Origin of the sequence: Marinobacter sp. F4206 (assembly GCF_019392195.1) — a bacterium.
Lineage (GTDB): Bacteria > Pseudomonadota > Gammaproteobacteria > Pseudomonadales > Oleiphilaceae > Marinobacter.
Genome location: NZ_JAHXKI010000002.1, coordinates 426203 through 443703, shown reverse-complemented (window position 1 = coordinate 443703; position 17501 = coordinate 426203). Strand labels below are relative to the sequence as shown.

Sequence of the window (17501 nt, the reverse complement as noted above, 5' to 3'; positions counted from 1 at the left end):
CGTCCAGGGCCCGGTGCCGGGCTTCAGACTCTTTCTCATTGTCATTGTGTCGGCAACCCTGGTGGTTGCCGATGCGCGTTTCGACAAACTCTCCCTCGTGCGCAGCACGATCGCCACTGGCCTGGCTCCTGTGTACTGGCTCGGCAACGCGCCCTACGAATTCAGTGACTGGGTTGCCGGCCTGTTCGTCAACAAGGAAGATCTCCAGCAGGAAAACGAGGACCTCAGGGCCCGCCTGATGATACTGGAACGTCGTGCGCTCAAATACGCCGCTCTTGCCTCCGAGAATAACGAACTCCGCCGTCTAATGAATTCCTCTGAAGTGCTGGACGATCGCGTCATTGTGGGTGAGGTTGTCGGCGTCTCGCCGGATCCTTTCTCCCACGAAGTGATCATCAACAAAGGTGAGAGTGACGGACTGAGGCCGGGCCAGGCCGTTCTGGACGCCCATGGATTGATGGGGCAGGTAGTCCAGACCAGTCAGATTACGTCCCGGGTGTTGCTGGTATCGGATAGCAGTCATGCGGTTCCGGTCGAGGTGGTACGGAACGGGCTCAGGGCGATTTTGCTGGGCAACGGTGACACCAACACCCTCGATCTGGTTCACGTTCCGGATACGGCCGATATCCGGGAAGGCGACCTGCTGGTCAGTTCCGGTCTGGGGGGGCGGTTCCCCCGGGGGTATCCGGTCGCCGAAGTGGGCGTGATCAATAAAGAACCGGGCGAGCCCTTCGTGTCCATCGAGGCGGTGCCCAGAGCAGAATTGAATCAAAGCCGGTTGGTGCTGGTGGTGTTCCCGCCCGCCGGCAACCGGGAGGCCCCCGTGGAAGAGGGCGGTGAGACCGCAGGAGAAGCCGATCAGGGTTCAGACCAGGAGGGTGCAGGCTGATGCTGTCCGTTATCAGTTATCCCGTTTTTGCACTTTCCGTTGTCGTGGCTCTGGTACTGAGCATTTCCCTGTTCCCGGTTGGCTGGTTCGAGTTCCGCCCGGAGTGGGTCGGGCTGGTGGTGTTTTACTGGACGTTCCGGGCACCTGCCCAGTTCGGTATCCTGCTGGCTTGGTGTCTGGGACTGCTACTGGACGTGCTTGAGGCCACCCCGATAGGCGTCAATGCACTGGCCATGGGGTTGATCGCGTTCCTGGTGCTGACTGTGCACCAGCGCCTGCGAATGTACCCGATGCCTCAGCAATGTCTGATGGTTTTTCTGCTCTTGGGCATAAACCAGATGCTTGTTCATTTCATCAAGCAGATGCTGGGCGCCGACGAAGCCGGTTTCAGTTATCTGTGGCCGGCCCTGACCAGTGCGCTGGCGTGGCCGGTATTCTGTGTCCTGCTGGACAATATCAATCGTAAGTTAGGTTAACCATGTCCACCGTCATCCTCGCATCGGCTTCTCCCCGGCGGTCCGAGCTGCTTCAACAGATTGGCGTCTCCTTTACGGTTCAGCCAGCAGATGTGGATGAGACGCCCGGTCCCGGGGAGGGTGCTGAACACTATGTGGAGCGGCTCGCCCGGGACAAGGCCCTGGCCGTTTCGGCGTCCTCTCCGGAAGCACTGGTGCTCGGGTCCGACACGTCGGTCGTCCTGAACGGGGTAATTCTCGGGAAGCCCGCCGACCGGGGCGATGCCGTCGAGACCTTGCGCATGCTCTCCGGTGCCACTCATCAGGTGATGACGGCGGTGGCGCTGGCCAAAGGCAGCCGGTGTGAATCGCGAGTCGTTATTACCGACGTCACGTTTCGACCACTCTCGAAGGCAGAAATTGAGGCGTACGCCGCCAGTGGAGAACCGATGGACAAGGCAGGAAGCTATGGAATTCAGGGTCTTGGTGGTATTTTTGTCAGTAACCTTCGGGGCAGTTACAGTGCTGTGGTGGGGTTACCGCTGCTGGAAACTGCGGCCCTGCTGGCAGACGCCGGTCATCCGGTCTGGGAAAGCTGGCCAAACAGTCTGGAGAGCCGAACATGAGTGAAGAGATCCTGATCAACGTGACACCCGTGGAAACCCGCGTGGCGCTGGTTGAAAACGGGATGTTGCAGGAAGCCTACATTGAGCGCACCAGTCGCAAGGGCATCGTTGGCAATATCTACAAGGGCAAGGTGGTCAGGGTGCTTCCGGGCATGGAAGCGGCATTCGTCGACATAGGCCTGGAGCGGGCGGCGTTTATCCATGCCTCGGATGTGGTGTCACAGTCCGGTGGTGATGAGCCCAATGACGGCCCGAAAACCGTACCGGACATCCGTACACTGCTTCGGGAAGGCCAGTCTCTGGTGGTTCAGGTGACCAAGGATCCGATCGGTACCAAGGGTGCCCGGCTGACCACCCAACTCTCCATTCCTTCCCGCTACCTCGTCTTCATGCCGGATGTGAATCACGTCGGCATCTCCCAGCGCATCGAGGACGAAACCGAGCGGGCCCGGCTCAAGGGGCTGGTGGAAGAGGCAGCGGCCGAAGAAACCGAAGTGCAGGGCGGCTATATTATCCGCACAGCGGCGGAAGCAGCATCCCCGGAAGAGTTAATCGGCGACATGACCTACCTGCACCGCCTCAGTCAGTCCATCCACGAACGCATTGCCCGGGTGCAGGCCCCTGCGGTGATTTATCAGGACCTGCCTCTCTTCATCCGGACCATCCGGGACCTGATCCGTCCACAGACTGAGAAGGTGCGGATCGACAGCCGGGAAAGTCATCAGCGGGTCATGGAGTTTGTTGAGGAGTTTGTGACCGAGTTTGCCGACAAGGTGGAATACTATCCCGGTGAGCGGCCCATTTTCGATCTCTACTCGGTTGAAGACGAAATCCAGAAGGCACTCAGCCGCAAGGTTCAATTGAAGTCCGGCGGCTATGTCATCATCGATCAGACTGAAGCGATGACGACCATCGACATCAATACTGGTGGATTTGTCGGGCATCGGAACCTGGAAGAGACCATTTTCAAGACCAACCTTGAGGCGGCCCGGTCCATCAGTCGCCAGCTGAGACTGCGTAACCTCGGCGGCATTATCATTATTGATTTCATCGACATGGAAGACCCGGAGCATCAGCGCCAGGTGCACCGCATGCTCGAGAAAATGCTTGAGCGGGATCATGCCAAGACCAAGATCACCGGTGTCTCGGAACTGGGTCTGGTTGAAATGACCCGGAAACGAACGACGGAGAGCCTGGGGCAGGTACTTTGCGAGCCCTGTCCGATCTGTGATGGTCGGGGCTTCCTGAAGACCAGCGAGACCGTCTGTTACGAGATCTTCCGGGAAATTTTGAGGGTCAACCGGGCATACGACGCCGAGAATTATCTGGTGATGGCGTCACAGAGCGTTGTCGATCGCCTGCTGGATGAAGAGTCGGACAATGTCGCAGATCTCGAAACGTTTATCAGCAAGACCATTCGCTTCCAGGTGGAGCCGTTCTACAGTCAGGAGCAGTACGATGTTGTCCTGCTCTGATCCGAGGGCTTTCTGTCGGCGTGGCGGGTAGGTCCACCTGATGTCGTCCGCTGACCGCGAGTCTGCAGTATCGGATTATCAGCTTGAGAGCCCGCCGGTCAGGGTTGCCGCACGGGTTTCCAGTCTCGTCTGGTGGTTCCTGTTGCTCGTACTGGTGGTTTTTGCGCTGTACGCGGGGTTGGGGCGCCAACTTACTCGCAATGTCGATGCCTTCGCCGATGATCTCGCTGTTGAACTGTCAGCGCGCCTCGGGCAAGAGGTCGCCATCGGTAGCCTCTCCTCCCAGTGGTTCTGGTTGGATCCTTCTTTTACCGCTCAGCAGATCTCCGTAACGAACCCGGATTCGGGGGTAACCGTTGCCCGCGTTGACCATCTGCGTGTCCGGTTTGATTTCCTGTCGTCGCTGCGACGACTTCGGGTTGTGTTTGAAGACTTCGAAGTGGATGGCGTCGAGCTGACACTGGATCAGTCCGATACCGGGCAGGTAGGCGTGCATGGTGCCGATCTGCCAGAGCCGGTTAACAACCGGCTGGAGCACTGGCTGGAACTGGCCGGTGACTGGCTGTCTGAACCCTATCTCAAAATCACCCGATTCAGTCTGGGAATCCGGGACAACGAGGGGCACCAGCGTCATGTCTATATCCCCCAGCTGGACCTCGTCTACCGGCAAGGGCTTTTCCGGGCCTCGGGTCGCGCCATCAAGTCCGGGACCACTGAGCAGCTGGCAAGCTTCAGTCTGGTTGGACGGCATTTTTTCCGGGGTGATTTTACCGGGCAACTTTATCTGGATCTGAACTCGGGCCGGCTCTTTGATGGGCTGATCGACGAATACCAGTGGCGGGGCGTCCGTGTTGAGGGCTTTGACGTCGGCGGTGAAGCCTGGCTGACCTTCCGTGACGGTGAGATGCTTCAGGTTAATGGAACCCTGAAAACGCCTTATCTGCAGTTGGGCGTGGGTAGCGAGTCCCTGGCGCCGATTGAAAATATCCAGGCACGCTTTGGCTGGCGTCGGTCTCAGGATGCGTTATCCGAAGGTGGTTCTGCCCAGGTCGATGACAGCCCGAGTGCAAGTGGTGGCCCGGGAGAATGGCACCTCCAGCAGCTTGAATGGACCTGGAATGGTGACAAAGTGTCGCCATTCAGTCTTCGCCTGGCGCCCGAACAAGGAGGCGTCACCGTTATTGCTGATGCCCTGCCGCTCGGCCCCACCCGAAGGCTTCTGTCCCTGCTCCCCATACTCCCGTCCAAGGGGGCCGAGGCGTTGAAGAACTACCGCCCCGATGGTTACCTGGACCGGATGTCCCTGTGGCTCCCACAATCACCGGGAAACAGTTTCGAACTGTCCGGTCATCTCCGCGACATCAGCATCAAAGCCTTCCGTGGTGTGCCAGGCCTCTCGGGCCTGTCAGGCTCCCTGTACCTGGAGCCGAGCGCCGGTTATGTTGAAATCGGGGAAGGCGACTTGCCGGTTAGCCTGGAGTTTCCAAAGCTGTACAACGGAGGTTGGGCACTTTCTGATATCGGAGGGTTGGTTGCCTGGCAGCTGGACGGTGCGATTACTCGCGTTTTTTCCGACAACCTGCACATGGCTTATGGTGACCGCACGAAGTTTTCAGGGGCGTTTGATCTGAAACTGAACCGGGAGGGTGAGGATAGCCTTGGTCTTCGGGTAGGTGTCGAGAACGCAAACGAGGCCATGTTGGCAGAATTTGTGCCGTCCAAGGTGGTGAACCCGGAGCTTTACCGGTGGCTGACAACGTCGATACGGGCGGCGGAGATTACTTCGGGTGTCTATTACGGTCATGGTCAGATCGGATCGGATGCGCCAAAAGGATCGTTCGTGTCCTCCATGCGGTTCGACTTCGAGAACGCTTCGGTGGTCTACGACGAACGCTGGCCTGAGGTCTCGGGTGCAAAGGGTCGGGTGGTCGTCAATGACCAGGAAACCCTGGTCACCCTTGAGCGGGGAGAGACGGGCGGCCTGGCTTTGTCGCCCAGTACGGTAACGATCCTCCCCGATACCGATGGTACGCAGGTTCGTGTTGACGTTTCGGCGGTGGTTCCGGGTGACGCCGTCGGTTTCTGGCTGAGTAACAGTCCGCTGGGCGACATGGCCGGTTCGGAAACCGCCGCACTGGAATTCGGCGGCTCGTACCAGGTGGAGCTGGGTCTGGATCTGCCACTGGCAGGGGATCGTGAGGTCGTGGTTGAGGCTCACATCCGCGCCGACGACGGTTCGGTAGCATATCCGCCCGCCGGGCTCGCCTGGGAGTCCCTCAGTGGGGAGCTGACCTACCACTCTGTGAAGGGTTTCTCCGGAGGACCACTGACGGCCAGTTTTTTCAATGAGCCCGTCAACATCAGCCTGGCCCGCAGTGGGTCTGGCGACGCCCTGTCCATACGACAGTCCGGGCAGCTTTCCATGGCTGACGCCCTGGCGACGGCGGGTTTGGCTCCGGATACCACTTTGGGGCTGAGCGGAGTTCTGAGCTATTCCGCGGCCCTCAATGTTGGTGCGGACTCGACATCCTTGATCACTGTGAGGTCGGACCTTCAGGGTGTGGCGGTCGACTGGCCTGATCCGTTAGCCAAACTTGCAGAAGAAGCCGCACCTTTGCTGGCCACCATTGATCCCGGGGCCTCGGGCGGAATAGCTGTAAAGGGGGAATGGGAGAATCGGGCGTCTTTTGATGTGTTGTGGAAGGAGACCGGTCTGGATATGGACATAGGACATCTGCATCTCGGAGCCCACACACTGAAAGATATCCAGATTGAGGCTCTGGACCTTGGTGATCGCTGGGTCGTGGGTACGCGCTCAGAGCGGGCTGTAGGTCGTGTAGTCGTTCCCGATGATGACACAGCGGTCACTGCCGATTTTGAGGTCATGCGGTTGGTTCGGGATGATGAAGCTCGGGAAGAAGCGCCGGAATTGCTGTCGATTGAGGAGCAGATCGAAGCGTTCAGGTCCCTGGACATGGGCGACTGGCCCGATGTGAACGTCACCATATCCGATCTTCAGCTCAACCAGGAGTCCCTCGGCAGGTGGGCCTTCCAGCTTCGACCAGAGCCCTATCGGTTGAACGTTGACGGGATTGAGGGACGACTCAATTCGCTCACGTTGCTGGGAACTGTGACCTGGAGCATCATTGATGATCGGGAAGTAAGCCGGTTTGCCGGTACTATCACTGGCGGCGCACTGGCCGACTTGAACGAGCTGTTCGGTGCGGATATACCCCTGACCAACAAGGCCACCAACATCAAGCTTGATCTGGGCTGGCCCGGCCGCCCTGACGAGATCTTGATGGCGGACATGAGTGGATCGGTCAGCCTCCGGCTGGATGAAGGGATCATCCTGGAACAGAACAATACGGCCCAGCTGTTCCGGGTGTTCAACCTTCTGAACGCCGATACCTTGTGGCGCCGCCTCAAGCTCGATTTTTCGGATTTGTATGAGCGCGGGGTCGCGTTTGACGCGATTTCGGGTAAGGCCCAGCTTATCGACGGCTTGATTACCATGGATCCGGAGCTTCAGGTTGTTGGCCCCTCGGGTGCCTTCAAACTGAGCGGCTCTACCGATATTGCCGATGAAACTCTCGACATGCGATTGGTGGTGGTTCTGCCGCTGACCCAGAATCTGCCACTGGCGGCGCTGTTGATGGGGGCCGGAGCCCCCATAGGCGGTGCGCTGTTTGTCCTCGACAAGATTCTGGGCGATCCTTTGAGTAAACTGACCAGCGCGTCCTACGGTGTTACTGGCACCTGGGACGACCCTCAGGTAGATCTCCAGCGGGTATTTGATACCGGCGAATAGCAGGAGTCTCATATGACCCATACTGTCTCTGCCCGGGTTGCCGCCATACAGATGGTGAGTACCCACGACATCGATGCGAATCTCAATGAAGCGCGCCGTCTGCTTGCCGAAGCGGCCGAACAGGGCGCTTCGGTGGCGGTCCTGCCCGAAAATTTTGCGGTACTGGCGACTCACCAGATGGTGGATCATGGCCGCGCAGAAGCCGGTGAGAACCCTGTCATCCGCTCATTTCTGTCGGAGCAGGCGAAAACCCTGGGGATGTGGATTGTTGGCGGTTCGTTACCGCTAGCCGTGCGCCCGGATGGCTCTGCCATCAACGATCGGGCGAGAGCGACCTGTCTGGTTTTCGATGACCAGGGGCAGGAGGTCGCACGGTATGACAAGATTCACCTGTTCGATGCGGTGGTGGAAGACGCCCACGGACAATACCGGGAGTCGGACACCTTTGAGCCGGGAGAGCAGGTGGTGACCATTGATACCCCCGCTGGCAAGCTTGGCCTGGCCATCTGTTACGACCTGCGTTTTCCTGAGCTTTTCCGGGCCTTAAGGGAGCAGGGGGCGGAGTGGGTGTGCCTGCCAAGCGCGTTCACCTGGCAAACCGGGGATGCGCACTGGCATGCTCTTATCCGTGCCCGCGCCATTGAAAACCAGGTGTGGGTGGTCGCCCCGGGCCAGGGCGGCCAGAACAGCGAAAGGCGGCGCACCTACGGCCATTCGCTGATCTGCGATCCCTGGGGCCAAGTGGTGACAGAGCTGGCTGAGGGGCCCGGTGTGGTGGCGGCCGAGCTGGATATCGATCAGCTTAATCAGCTGCGTAAGCGAATGCCCGTCTGGGAACATCGCCGGTTATAGCAAGCTGTGGCGGGTTCGGATCAGTTGATGGCTTCGGCGTCGTCAACGCACTCCCGCAAGTAACGGAATAGCTTGCGGGACTGGCCGGTGTTTTTTTGCTTCTCAACATCTTTCCGGGCATTGCGCGCCAGATTCCGCAGGTGCTGCATATCGGCCGTCGGGCAATAATCGAAGAACTCTCCCACCACGGAATCGCCTTCGGCGATCATGCGATCACGCCAGCGTTCGGCCAGATGGTGGCGTCGGGTGTGCTCCTCACTGCCAGCATCGAACGCGTCTATGGCCCGTTGCAGTGCTTCCGGATCATCCTCCTGGCGAATGATCTTGCCGACGTACTGCAGGTGACGTCGTTTCGCCTCGTTCTGGCGAATTCGCCGGGACTCTTCGATCGCCGCGCGCAGGGTTTCGCTGATTGGCAAGGTGTCGAGCTGGTCGTTGCTCAGGTCCAGCATCCGCTTGCCGAGATCCTGTAGCGCGTGCATCTCTCGCTTGAGCTGGGATTTGCTCTTGCCGAATTCTTCCTCGTCTTCGTGCTGATCGTGATGGCTCATCGTAAATCCGTTGCAATTCGGTCGTTGGTCGTTGATTAAGCGTAAAACACGGTGGCGAGTCCAAGGAAGGACATGAAGCCCACCACATCGGTAACCGTCGTGAGAATGACGCCTCCCGCCAGTGCAGGGTCAATGTTTCTGGATTTCAGGAACAGGGGGAGGACGGTACCCACGAGGGCGGCGGCCATCAGGTTTATGACCAGAGCCGCGGCAATAATCCCCCCGATGAGCAGATCCTGAAACCAGGCTGCAGCAGCGGTTGCGACAACCACTGCCCAGAGCAGGCCGTTCAGGACGCTCGATATAAATTCCCGGTTTAGCAGCCAGCCGACGTTGGCGCCACTGATCTGGCCCACTGCCATACCCCGGATAACGAGTGTCAGGGTCTGGCTGCCGGCAATACCGCCCATGCTGGCGACAATCGGCATGAGCACGGCCAGCGCCACCACCTTGGAGATGGTTTCCTCAAACAGGCCAATGACCCCAGCGGCGATGAAGGCCGTGATCAGGTTGATGCCCAACCATACTGCCCGTCGCCGGGTCGTTTTCCAGACCGGGGCAAATGTATCTTCGTCCTCATCAAGGCCCGCCATGCTCATCAGCGAATGATCGGCATCCTCCCGGATGACGTCGACCACGTCATCGATGGTGATACGGCCGAGCAATCTCCCGTCTTCATTCACCACCGGAGCAGAGATCAGGTCGTAGCGTTCGAACAGCGTCGCGACCTTGGTGTCCGAGAGTGAGACCGGGATGGGCTCGATGTCGGTGTCCATCACTTCCCGAACCGTGGCGGTCGGATTCGATACAAGCATTTTTGTGATCGGCAGCATGCCGATGAACTCGTCTCGACGGCTCACCACGATCAGGCTGTCGGTCATCGGGGGCAGGTTGCGGTGTCTGCGAAGGTACCGCAACACAACATCGATGCTGATGTCCGGGCGCACCGTTATGGTGTCCGTGTTCATCAGGCCGCCGGCGCTGTCCTCAGGATAGGAGAGCACCTCCTCGACACGCTGGCGGTCCTGCTCGTCCATGGTGTCCAGAACTTCCTGGATCACCGTGTCCGGCAATTGCTGAAGCAGGTCGGCGAGATCGTCTGATTCGAAATCTTCGATGATGTCGGCCAGTTCCTGGGCATTCAACTGGCTCAGGAAATAGCCCCGGATATCATCGCTCAGGTACTGGAGAACTTCCCCTTCCAGCTGCTTGTCCACCAGGTTCCAGAGCAGGGCGCGCTGGCGGGGTGGGGACGATTCCAGCAGGTGGGCAATATCACTGGGGCTCAGGCCGCCGTTCAGGATGCGCGCAACCTGTTTTAGGGCACCACTGTCCAGAGCCTCGCTCAGGGAGCGGAGACGCTGGCGGGCCTGGCTTTTCTCCAGAATATCGGTCATGGATCACCCACAGTCAGAAAACGCCTGTATTATAGCGGAGTTAGGAGGCAGACGTGAGAGAGAGTTGTAGGTGAATTCCACAGAACGCGGAGGTGCACCGCTTGGTGCCGAATAATTACTCGCCTTCGCCGAAATAGTCATTGATTAACGCCGTCAGGGCGTCAATGGCCGCTTCCTCGTCGGGGCCATCGGCAATGAGTTCTACATCGGTGCCCTGGCTTGCGGCAAGCATCATAACCTGCATGATGTTTTTCGCATCGACATCCCGGCCCTTGCCACTGATCCGTACGCTGCTGTCGAATTCCGACGCCGTTGCGACCAGCTTTGCAGTCGCACGGGCGTGCAGTCCCAGCTTGTTAATAATGGTGATGGGGTGACGAATCATGGCGCGCTCAGATCTCTCCCCGGGCCTGCAGGTGCGGCAATTCCGTGTGGCGAACCTGAACGTTGCTGTAGTTGTTCCGGAAATGCTTGCGCAATTGCTCGCTCACATACACCGAGCGATGCTGACCACCGGTGCAGCCAATGGAGATGGTCATGTAACTGCGATTGCTGTCGGCGAAAGAGGGCAGCCAGGTTTCCAGGAAGCCGGTCAGGTCACTGATCATTTTGCCAGTGGCTGGTTCCTTTTCCAGGAAGTCGATCACCGGTTGATCGGTTCCAACAAATTTGCGCAGACTGTTATCCCAGTAGGGGTTGGGTAGGCAGCGAACGTCAAAGACATAATCGGAATCCAGAGGAACGCCGTGCTTGAACCCGAATGACTGGAACAGCAGGGCCAGCTCCTGGTCCTTACGGCCAACAACACGCTGTTTCACCATGTCCCTGAGCTCGTACATCGACATGCCGGTGGTGTTTACGTAGAGGTCAGACAGCTTGGACAGTGGTTCAAGCAGCCTTTTCTCGCTACTGATCGCCTCCCGGAGTGAAGTCCGGTCATCACTCAGGGGGTGTTTGCGCCGCGTCGCATGAAAGCGCTGGAGAAGAGATTGCTCGTCGGCATCCAGGAAGATGATTTCGACGGTAACGCCGGTCTCCTGAAGTTGGCGGTAAATCACTTCGAAGTTGGCCAGCTCCCCGGACAGGTTACGGGCATCGATACTGACCGCCATTTTGTGAAGGCGCCCCGGCGACTCCTGAGTGGCAGCTTCGCGGGTCAGGGGAAACAACAGTCCAATGGGCAGATTATCGATGCAATAGTAGCCGAGATCCTCCAGTACATGGAGTGCCGTACTCTTGCCGGAACCGGATCTGCCGCTGACGATGATCAGTTTCATGGGCACTCTGTCTCCACTCTCTTGGGTGTCACTCAGTTGCAGCGGTCATGCGTTCATAAAGCGTGGTGGCATCATCGCACTGGCGAAGTCCATCGCAGAAAACCCGTTCGTTGAACTTTTCCGCCAGCTGGCTGAGCAGTTCCAGGTGCTCACTGGTGGCCTCTTTGGGAACAACGAGGGCAAATACGAGGTCGACGGGCTGGTTATCAATGGCGTCGAACTCGATGCTCTCTTCGAGCGTCATCAGAACGCCCACCACATGGTCCAGTCCCTCCAGGCGGCAATGGGGTATGGCAATGCCTTGGCCGATTCCGGTGCTGCCGAGGCGCTCACGGGACACCAGATTGTTGAAGATCTGGGTCTCGCTGAGAGAATCGTCGTGCCGGTGAATCTGTTCGGCAATGAATTCCAGTACCCGTTTCTTGCTCGAGGCGGGTATCCGGCACAAAGTCAGCTCCGGCGCAAGGATGTTATCTATGGTCAGGGATGTGTCGCTCATGAATCGACTGCATTTCCGTAAAAAAAAGGCTGCGGCAGGTTATCCATGCCGCAGCGCGATGAGATGACATGCATGAAAACGGTCGGTTAACGAGCGCCGTTTCCGTGCATCCGGTCTACATTCTTTTCCTTGTGCTTGAGGATCTGGCGGTCCAGCTTATCAATCAGCCCGTCAATCGCTGCGTACATGTCCTCGTTTTCTGCCTTTGCGTGAATATCACCACCAACCACGTGCAACGTTGCTTCCGCCATCTGACGCACCTTTTCCACCTGCAGGGTAACCTGGCAGTTACTGATATGGTCAAAGTGACGCTCGAGTTTCTCGAATTTTTCTGAGACGTAATCCTTGAGTGCGGGAGTCAGTTCTACGTGATGGCCTGAAATGTTGAGTTGCATAGGCGTCTCCTGTTGTCATCATGCCGGTCCCAACGGGGCCGGGCCTGAGGGCTGGCGCACACTGCGCCGGCAAAGTTTGGCTCGGGGGAGCGCTGTTTTCGACAGTGCGCCCCTAAACCAGTCTTTTTCTCTCGTTAGAGGGTGGAATATGCATCGCTTCCCGGTATTTGGCGACGGTCCGACGGGCCACCTTGATACCCTGTTCCCCTAGCATGGTCGCAATTTTGCTGTCGCTCAACGGCTTTTTCGGTGTCTCGGCCGCTATCAGTTTCTTGATCATTGCACGGATGGCTGTTGATGAACATTCGCCGCCTTCATCGGTACTGACGTGGCTCGAGAAAAAGTACTTCAGCTCGAAAATACCCCGCGGTGTGTGCATATACTTCTGCGTGGTGACCCGGGAAATTGTCGACTCGTGCATTTCTACCGCCTGCGCTATGTCTGAGAGGATCAGTGGCTTCATGGCCTCTTCGCCGTGATCCAGAAAACCCTGTTGGTGCTCGACAATGCGTGTCGCCACTTTCAGCAAGGTTTCATTGCGGCTCTGCAGGCTCTTGATAAACCATTTGGCTTCCTGCAGCTGATCCCTCAGGTAGGTGTTATCAGCACTGCTGTCTGCCCGTCTTATAAGAGAAGCATAGCTCGCATTGACGCGGATGCGTGGTGCAATCTCAGGATTTAGTTCAACCCGCCATCTGCCGTTGTGTTTGCGGACGATGACATCGGGAATGACGTAATCCGGTTCGGCGCGGTCAATCACATCGCCCGGGCGCGGATTCAGCCCGGTAATCAGGGCCAGAACATCACGCAGCTGATCTTCCTTGAGTCGGCTTCGGCGCAATAACTGGGCGTAGTCCCGGTTGCCCAGCAGGTTAATGTAGTGAGTGATCACAAGGCGTGCCTGGGCAAGCCAGGGCGTTTCGGGCGGTAACTGGTTCAGCTGGATGAGCAGGCATTCCTGCAGGTCCCGGGCAAAGACACCGGGCGGGTCAAAATGCTGCAGGCGATGAAGGACTGCCTCCACTTCATCCAGTTCCAGTGGGTCTTCCTCGGTTTCATCCAGCAGTCCTGCGTGGATGTCGTCCAGTGGGCTGGTCAGGTAGCCTCGCTCGTTCACTGCATCCATCAGGGCATGGGCAATGGCCTGATCCCGTTCGCTCAGCGGCGTCAGGTTCAATTGCCATTCAAGGTGATCCTGCAGGGTTTCACTCGGGGAGTTGCGGGTTTCGAAGTCGTGATCGTTCTCGTCTTCGTTTCGGGCGGCCGGGGCAGGGGCTGACTGATAGATGTCGTCCCAGGCGGTGTCGACGGGAAGATCGTCGGGGATGTTATCGGGAATCTCGTTTTCCGAGGCCCAGTCTGGTCCGTTTTCCGATTCATCCCAGTCGGTATTGGCGTCAGTACCGGAATCGGCCGTCGTTTCCGCTGCGGACTCCTCCTGACCGCGCTCGTCGTCACTCGACGCCGCTTCGGCCTGATCGTCGTCTTCCGAGGTTTCCAGCATCGGGTTGGACTCCAGAGCCTGCTGGATTTCCTGTTGAAGATCGAGGGTGGATAGCTGTAGTAGCCGGATCGCCTGTTGCAGCTGGGGCGTCATGGTCAGGCTCTGACCCAGCTTTAACTGTAAGGAGGCTTTCATAACCATGGTTCAGGATCCGTCACTCATCAGGCGCTGTAATACCCTAAGTTCAATAAAAAATTGTTGTATGCCGGTTACTTGCCGTTACCAAAAAATGCCCTAGCAAGTTCTTTGCCGAGTTTACTTGCTCGGGTTCATCAACACAATCGGGCAGCGGTTATCACAGTCGGAATTCGTTACCGAGGTAGACCTCTTTTACTTGCTGGTTCGCAAGAATGGTTTCCGAATTGCCAGAGGCAATGATGTGGCCGCCCGATACAATGTACGCCGTCTCACAGATGTCCAGCGTTTCCCGGACATTGTGGTCCGTAATCAGTACCCCGATGCCCTTGTCCCGCAGGTGACGGATAATGTGCTTGATATCGCTCACCGAAATCGGGTCAACGCCGGCAAAGGGTTCGTCCAGCAGGATAAAAGCGGGTTCCATGGCCAGTGCCCGGGCTATTTCCACGCGCCGGCGCTCACCGCCTGACAGCGCCATGCCTACACTGTCGCGGATGTGGGTAATGTGGAATTCTTCCAGCAGCTCTTCCAGGCGACTTTCCCGGTCAGCCCGACTCATACCCTTACGGGTTTCGAGGATCGCCATAAGGTTGTCCCGGACTGTCAGCTTCCGGAACACAGAAGCCTCCTGAGGCAGATAGCCAATTCCTTTCCGGGCCCGGCCATGCATGGGCAGCGGTGTAACGTCCTGGCTGTCGATCATGATGCGGCCGCGGTCAGCGGGAACCAGTCCGACGATCATGTAGAAGCAGGTGGTCTTGCCGGCGCCATTGGGGCCCAGAAGTCCGACGATCTCGCCACTGCGGATCTCCAGCGAGACATCGAGCACCACTTTCTTGTGTTTGTAGCTTTTTGCCAGGTTACTGGCTCTCAGAACTGCCATCGGATCCCTGTATGCCCCCGGTACTGCGTGGCTGAATGACCATTTCGACACGGCCGCTGCCGGTTTCGGTTTTCGTGCCGCCTTCGGCAGTCACGACCCGACGGACGGTATCATAATGAATGACGTCGCCGCGGAACAGGTTGCCATTCTGCTCAATGATCGCTTCCCGTTCAAAAGTCAGTCGGTTTTCGTCGGCAGACCAGGTGATATTCAGCGCCCGTGCATCGGTTTCGCCCTCGCCGTTGCGGGTGGGTTGCTGGTAGCGGGCCGGTTTGCCAGACGCCTCAATCCGGCTCAGGCCTTCAGCATTGCGATAGAGTACTACCCGTTCTGCCGTCAGCCGGGTTCTGCCCTGAACCAGTTCAACGTCACCGTTGTAGGTGGCGATGCCCTGGGCGTCGTCCAGTCGAGCGTTGTCGGCGCTTACCGTGATCGGCAGGTCCGAATCCAGATTGAACGCGGACGCGGGCCCGGTGAAAGACAGGGCCAGGGTGATCGCCAACAGCGTCCATAATCGGTTATTTGCCAGTTTCATAGCGTCCTTCCACCTGGGATTTAAGTTCGAGAATGCGTTCGTCGATCCAGGCCCTCATGCCTTTTGCCCGGGTTACGCCAATCCTGTCGGTAATGGTGACGGGGGCATCGGTGTAGACGGTGCCGAGATCATTGTCCAGCGTCAGGCTCGTGGTGGTCAGGGTAGCCTCCCGTTCGTCGATGGTTCTGACCACCCGTACATGATCGGTCAGATAGAGTATCCCTTCATTCTGCAGCAGGCTGCCATTCTCTGCTTCGACAATCCATGGGGTGGTCTCCGGCTGACCGAAGAGTTTGGCCCGGGGTGCCTTCATCGTAGCGACGTTGCCTTCTTCGAACTGTTCGATCCGCGGGCTGGTAAACTGGATCTTCAGGTTGCCATCCTCGTCATAGGAGGTGTAGCTGCCGTTTATAACGAAGCCATCCGGCTCTGTCTTGCCCCGGAGTTCCGCCGCTTCATCCTGAACCATGGGCGGCTCGTCACTGCGCCACATCAGGAACACCGTGGCTGCGATGGTGCCGCCAAGAGCCAGAGTGCGCAACCATGGCCGATCGTCGAGCGTAAGCATCGAAAGCAGGCTGCTTTTCGCTTCGTCTTCGGTGTTATCGTTTTCGCCGGGTGAGGCGGCACTCATGCGTCGGGCTCCAGGTATTTCGACAGGGCATTATCGAGCCTGTCCTGTGCGGTCAGCAACAGATCGCACGCCTCCCGGACGGCCCCGTTGCCGCCCGCGGCCTGCGTGCAGTAATCGGCGTGTTCGCGCACAAGCCAGTACCCGTTGGGAACTGTTATGCCCAGGCCGGCATAGCGGATGGCAGGCAGGTCGGGCAGGTCGTCGCCCATGTAGGCAATGGCTTCGGGGGAGAGGTTCATCGTGCTGACCAGTTCCTGAAGCGCTACCCGCTTATCTTCCCGGCCCTGCATCAGCTGCGGAATGCCCAGATCCCGCATGCGCTTTTCGGTCAGTGGCGACTGGCGGCCGGTGATTACCGCCACCGTGATACCGGCCGCCATCAACTGTTTCAGGCCCAGTCCGTCGAGGATGTTGAAGGCCTTCAGTTCATCGCCGCGGGCACTGAAATAGAGTTTTCCGTCACTCATGATGCCGTCGACGTCAAGCGCAATCAGGCGAATGCGGGCGGCCTTTGTCAGGAGCGTCTCGGACCAGGCGTCCTGTAATGGGCTGGTATGGGCGGCCATCAGATAACTCCCGCCCGGAGCAGGTCGTGCATGTTGATAGCGCCGACCAGTTCACCCTGTTCGCTGGTGACGGGCAGGGCATTGATTTTCATCTCTTCCATAATATTCAATGCTTCTGCCGCCAGGTGGTCGGCCTGGATGGTCTTGCCGTTGTGGGTCATCACCTGTTCGATCGGGGTGGTGTGCACATCGACGTTCTTATCGAGGGTGCGGCGCAGGTCCCCGTCGGTGAACACACCGGTCAGCTTGCCATTTGCGTCCACCACGGTTGTCATACCCAGGCCCTTTTGCGAAATCTCCAGCAGGGCTCCGCTCAGAGTGGTGCCCTCTGGAACTTTCGGGATCCGGTGGCCGGTGTGCATGATGTCGGAGACGCGGAGCAGCAGGCGTCGTCCAAGACTGCCGCCCGGGTGAGAAAGCGCAAAATCCTCGGAGCTGAATCCGCGGGCATCCAGCAGGGCAACCGCAAGGGCATCGCCCATCACCAGTGTCGCGGTGGTGCTGGAGGTCGGGGCCAGCCCCAGGGGGCAGGCCTCGGTCTCGACGCTGACATCCAGATTGGCCACGGCTTCCCGGGCAAGTGTGGAATCCGCATTGCCGGTCATGCTGATCAGTGGTGCGCCCATGCGTTTGATCAGGGGCAGAATGGTAACCACCTCGCTGGTGTTGCCGCTGTTCGATATGGCGATCACCACGTCCTGGCTGGTGATCATGCCCAGATCCCCATGGCTGGCCTCGCCGGGATGGACAAAAAATGAGGGGGTGCCAGTGCTTGCCAGGGTTGCAGCGATCTTGTTGCCGATGTGGCCGGATTTGCCCATGCCGGTGACGACCACGCGCCCCTTGCAGGCCATGATGACCTCGCAGGCTTTGATAAAGTGGTCATTGATGCGTTCTTCCAAGGCGTCAATGGCTTCACTCTCTATACGAATGGCTCGGATCGCGGAAGTACGGAAATCCTGTGAACTCTGTTCAGTCATCGGGATAGGGGCCTGGTCTGCTTGGGTGATCAAA

At 58.4% G+C, this 17501-nt stretch carries 18 protein-coding genes; 6 read left to right on the top strand and 12 right to left on the bottom strand.

Annotation, left to right across the window (positions count from 1 at the left end):
* The first annotated feature begins 13 nt into the window (after nucleotides 1–13).
* The 6 genes from mreC to KZO34_RS04290 are packed head-to-tail and all read left to right on the top strand — an operon-like array spanning nucleotide 14 to nucleotide 8108.
* A complete protein-coding gene (gene mreC / locus KZO34_RS04315; protein WP_219473740.1) occupies nucleotides 14–889 on the top strand; it encodes a rod shape-determining protein MreC in 876 nt (291 codons plus the stop codon).
* Nucleotides 889–1365: a rod shape-determining protein MreD gene (gene mreD / locus KZO34_RS04310; protein ID WP_219473738.1), complete on the top strand. Its 477-nt coding sequence runs from the start codon at nucleotides 889–891 to the stop codon at nucleotides 1363–1365. The genes mreC and mreD overlap by 1 nt, the downstream gene beginning before the upstream one ends.
* 2 nt (nucleotides 1366–1367) lie before the next feature.
* Nucleotides 1368–1970: a Maf family protein gene (locus KZO34_RS04305; protein ID WP_219473735.1), complete on the top strand. Its 603-nt coding sequence runs from the start codon at nucleotides 1368–1370 to the stop codon at nucleotides 1968–1970.
* Nucleotides 1967–3445, top strand: a complete 1479-nt coding sequence (gene rng / locus KZO34_RS04300; RefSeq protein WP_219473726.1) for a ribonuclease G — start codon at nucleotides 1967–1969, stop codon at nucleotides 3443–3445. The genes KZO34_RS04305 and rng overlap by 4 nt, the downstream gene beginning before the upstream one ends.
* A 40-nt stretch (nucleotides 3446–3485) precedes the next feature.
* The gene (locus tag KZO34_RS04295; RefSeq protein WP_219473724.1) at nucleotides 3486–7256 is read left to right on the top strand and encodes a YhdP family phospholipid transporter; all 3771 of its coding nucleotides are present in this window, start codon (nucleotides 3486–3488) and stop codon (nucleotides 7254–7256) included.
* A 12-nt stretch (nucleotides 7257–7268) separates the two neighbouring features.
* Nucleotides 7269–8108, top strand: a complete 840-nt coding sequence (locus tag KZO34_RS04290; RefSeq protein WP_219473722.1) for a carbon-nitrogen hydrolase family protein — start codon at nucleotides 7269–7271, stop codon at nucleotides 8106–8108.
* A 20-nt stretch (nucleotides 8109–8128) separates the two neighbouring features.
* On the opposite strand, the gene yjgA is transcribed toward KZO34_RS04290, so the two are convergent.
* The 12 genes from yjgA to KZO34_RS04230 all read right to left on the bottom strand — a co-directional run bounded on the left by yjgA (nucleotide 8129) and on the right by KZO34_RS04230 (nucleotide 17467).
* Nucleotides 8129–8659, bottom strand: a complete 531-nt coding sequence (yjgA, locus tag KZO34_RS04285; protein ID WP_219473720.1) for a ribosome biogenesis factor YjgA — start codon at nucleotides 8657–8659, stop codon at nucleotides 8129–8131.
* Nucleotides 8660–8694: 35 nt separating this feature from the next.
* Entirely contained in the window at nucleotides 8695–10056 is a 1362-nt protein-coding gene (gene mgtE / locus KZO34_RS04280) for a magnesium transporter (RefSeq protein ID WP_219473718.1), read from the bottom strand.
* A 115-nt stretch (nucleotides 10057–10171) separates the two neighbouring features.
* Entirely contained in the window at nucleotides 10172–10441 is a 270-nt protein-coding gene (locus KZO34_RS04275) for an HPr family phosphocarrier protein (RefSeq protein WP_219473716.1), read from the bottom strand.
* A 7-nt stretch (nucleotides 10442–10448) separates the two neighbouring features.
* Nucleotides 10449–11333, bottom strand: a complete 885-nt coding sequence (gene rapZ / locus KZO34_RS04270) for an RNase adapter RapZ (protein WP_219473715.1) — start codon at nucleotides 11331–11333, stop codon at nucleotides 10449–10451.
* A gap of 28 nt (nucleotides 11334–11361) precedes the next feature.
* A complete protein-coding gene (gene ptsN, locus KZO34_RS04265; RefSeq protein ID WP_219473712.1) occupies nucleotides 11362–11832 on the bottom strand; it encodes a PTS IIA-like nitrogen regulatory protein PtsN in 471 nt (156 codons plus the stop codon).
* A gap of 86 nt (nucleotides 11833–11918) precedes the next feature.
* Nucleotides 11919–12227 (bottom strand): ribosome hibernation promoting factor, encoded by a 309-nt coding sequence (gene hpf / locus KZO34_RS04260; protein WP_041341072.1) that lies wholly within the window; start codon nucleotides 12225–12227, stop codon nucleotides 11919–11921.
* Between the two features lie 112 nt (nucleotides 12228–12339).
* Complete coding sequence (locus KZO34_RS04255; RefSeq protein ID WP_219473710.1) at nucleotides 12340–13872, bottom strand: RNA polymerase factor sigma-54; 1533 nt, start codon at nucleotides 13870–13872, stop codon at nucleotides 12340–12342.
* Nucleotides 13873–14026: 154 nt separating this feature from the next.
* Nucleotides 14027–14752, bottom strand: a complete 726-nt coding sequence (gene lptB / locus KZO34_RS04250) for an LPS export ABC transporter ATP-binding protein (RefSeq protein WP_219473708.1) — start codon at nucleotides 14750–14752, stop codon at nucleotides 14027–14029.
* Entirely contained in the window at nucleotides 14730–15287 is a 558-nt protein-coding gene (gene lptA, locus KZO34_RS04245; protein ID WP_219473706.1) for a lipopolysaccharide transport periplasmic protein LptA, read from the bottom strand. Before lptA ends, lptB begins: the two co-directional genes overlap by 23 nt.
* Nucleotides 15271–15921 (bottom strand): LPS export ABC transporter periplasmic protein LptC, encoded by a 651-nt coding sequence (gene lptC / locus KZO34_RS04240; protein ID WP_308318771.1) that lies wholly within the window; start codon nucleotides 15919–15921, stop codon nucleotides 15271–15273. The genes lptA and lptC overlap by 17 nt, the downstream gene beginning before the upstream one ends.
* Nucleotides 15918–16487 (bottom strand): KdsC family phosphatase, encoded by a 570-nt coding sequence (locus KZO34_RS04235; protein WP_219473704.1) that lies wholly within the window; start codon nucleotides 16485–16487, stop codon nucleotides 15918–15920. Before KZO34_RS04235 ends, lptC begins: the two co-directional genes overlap by 4 nt.
* Nucleotides 16487–17467 (bottom strand): KpsF/GutQ family sugar-phosphate isomerase, encoded by a 981-nt coding sequence (locus KZO34_RS04230; protein WP_219473702.1) that lies wholly within the window; start codon nucleotides 17465–17467, stop codon nucleotides 16487–16489. Before KZO34_RS04230 ends, KZO34_RS04235 begins: the two co-directional genes overlap by 1 nt.
* Nucleotides 17468–17501: the final 34 nt, after the last annotated feature.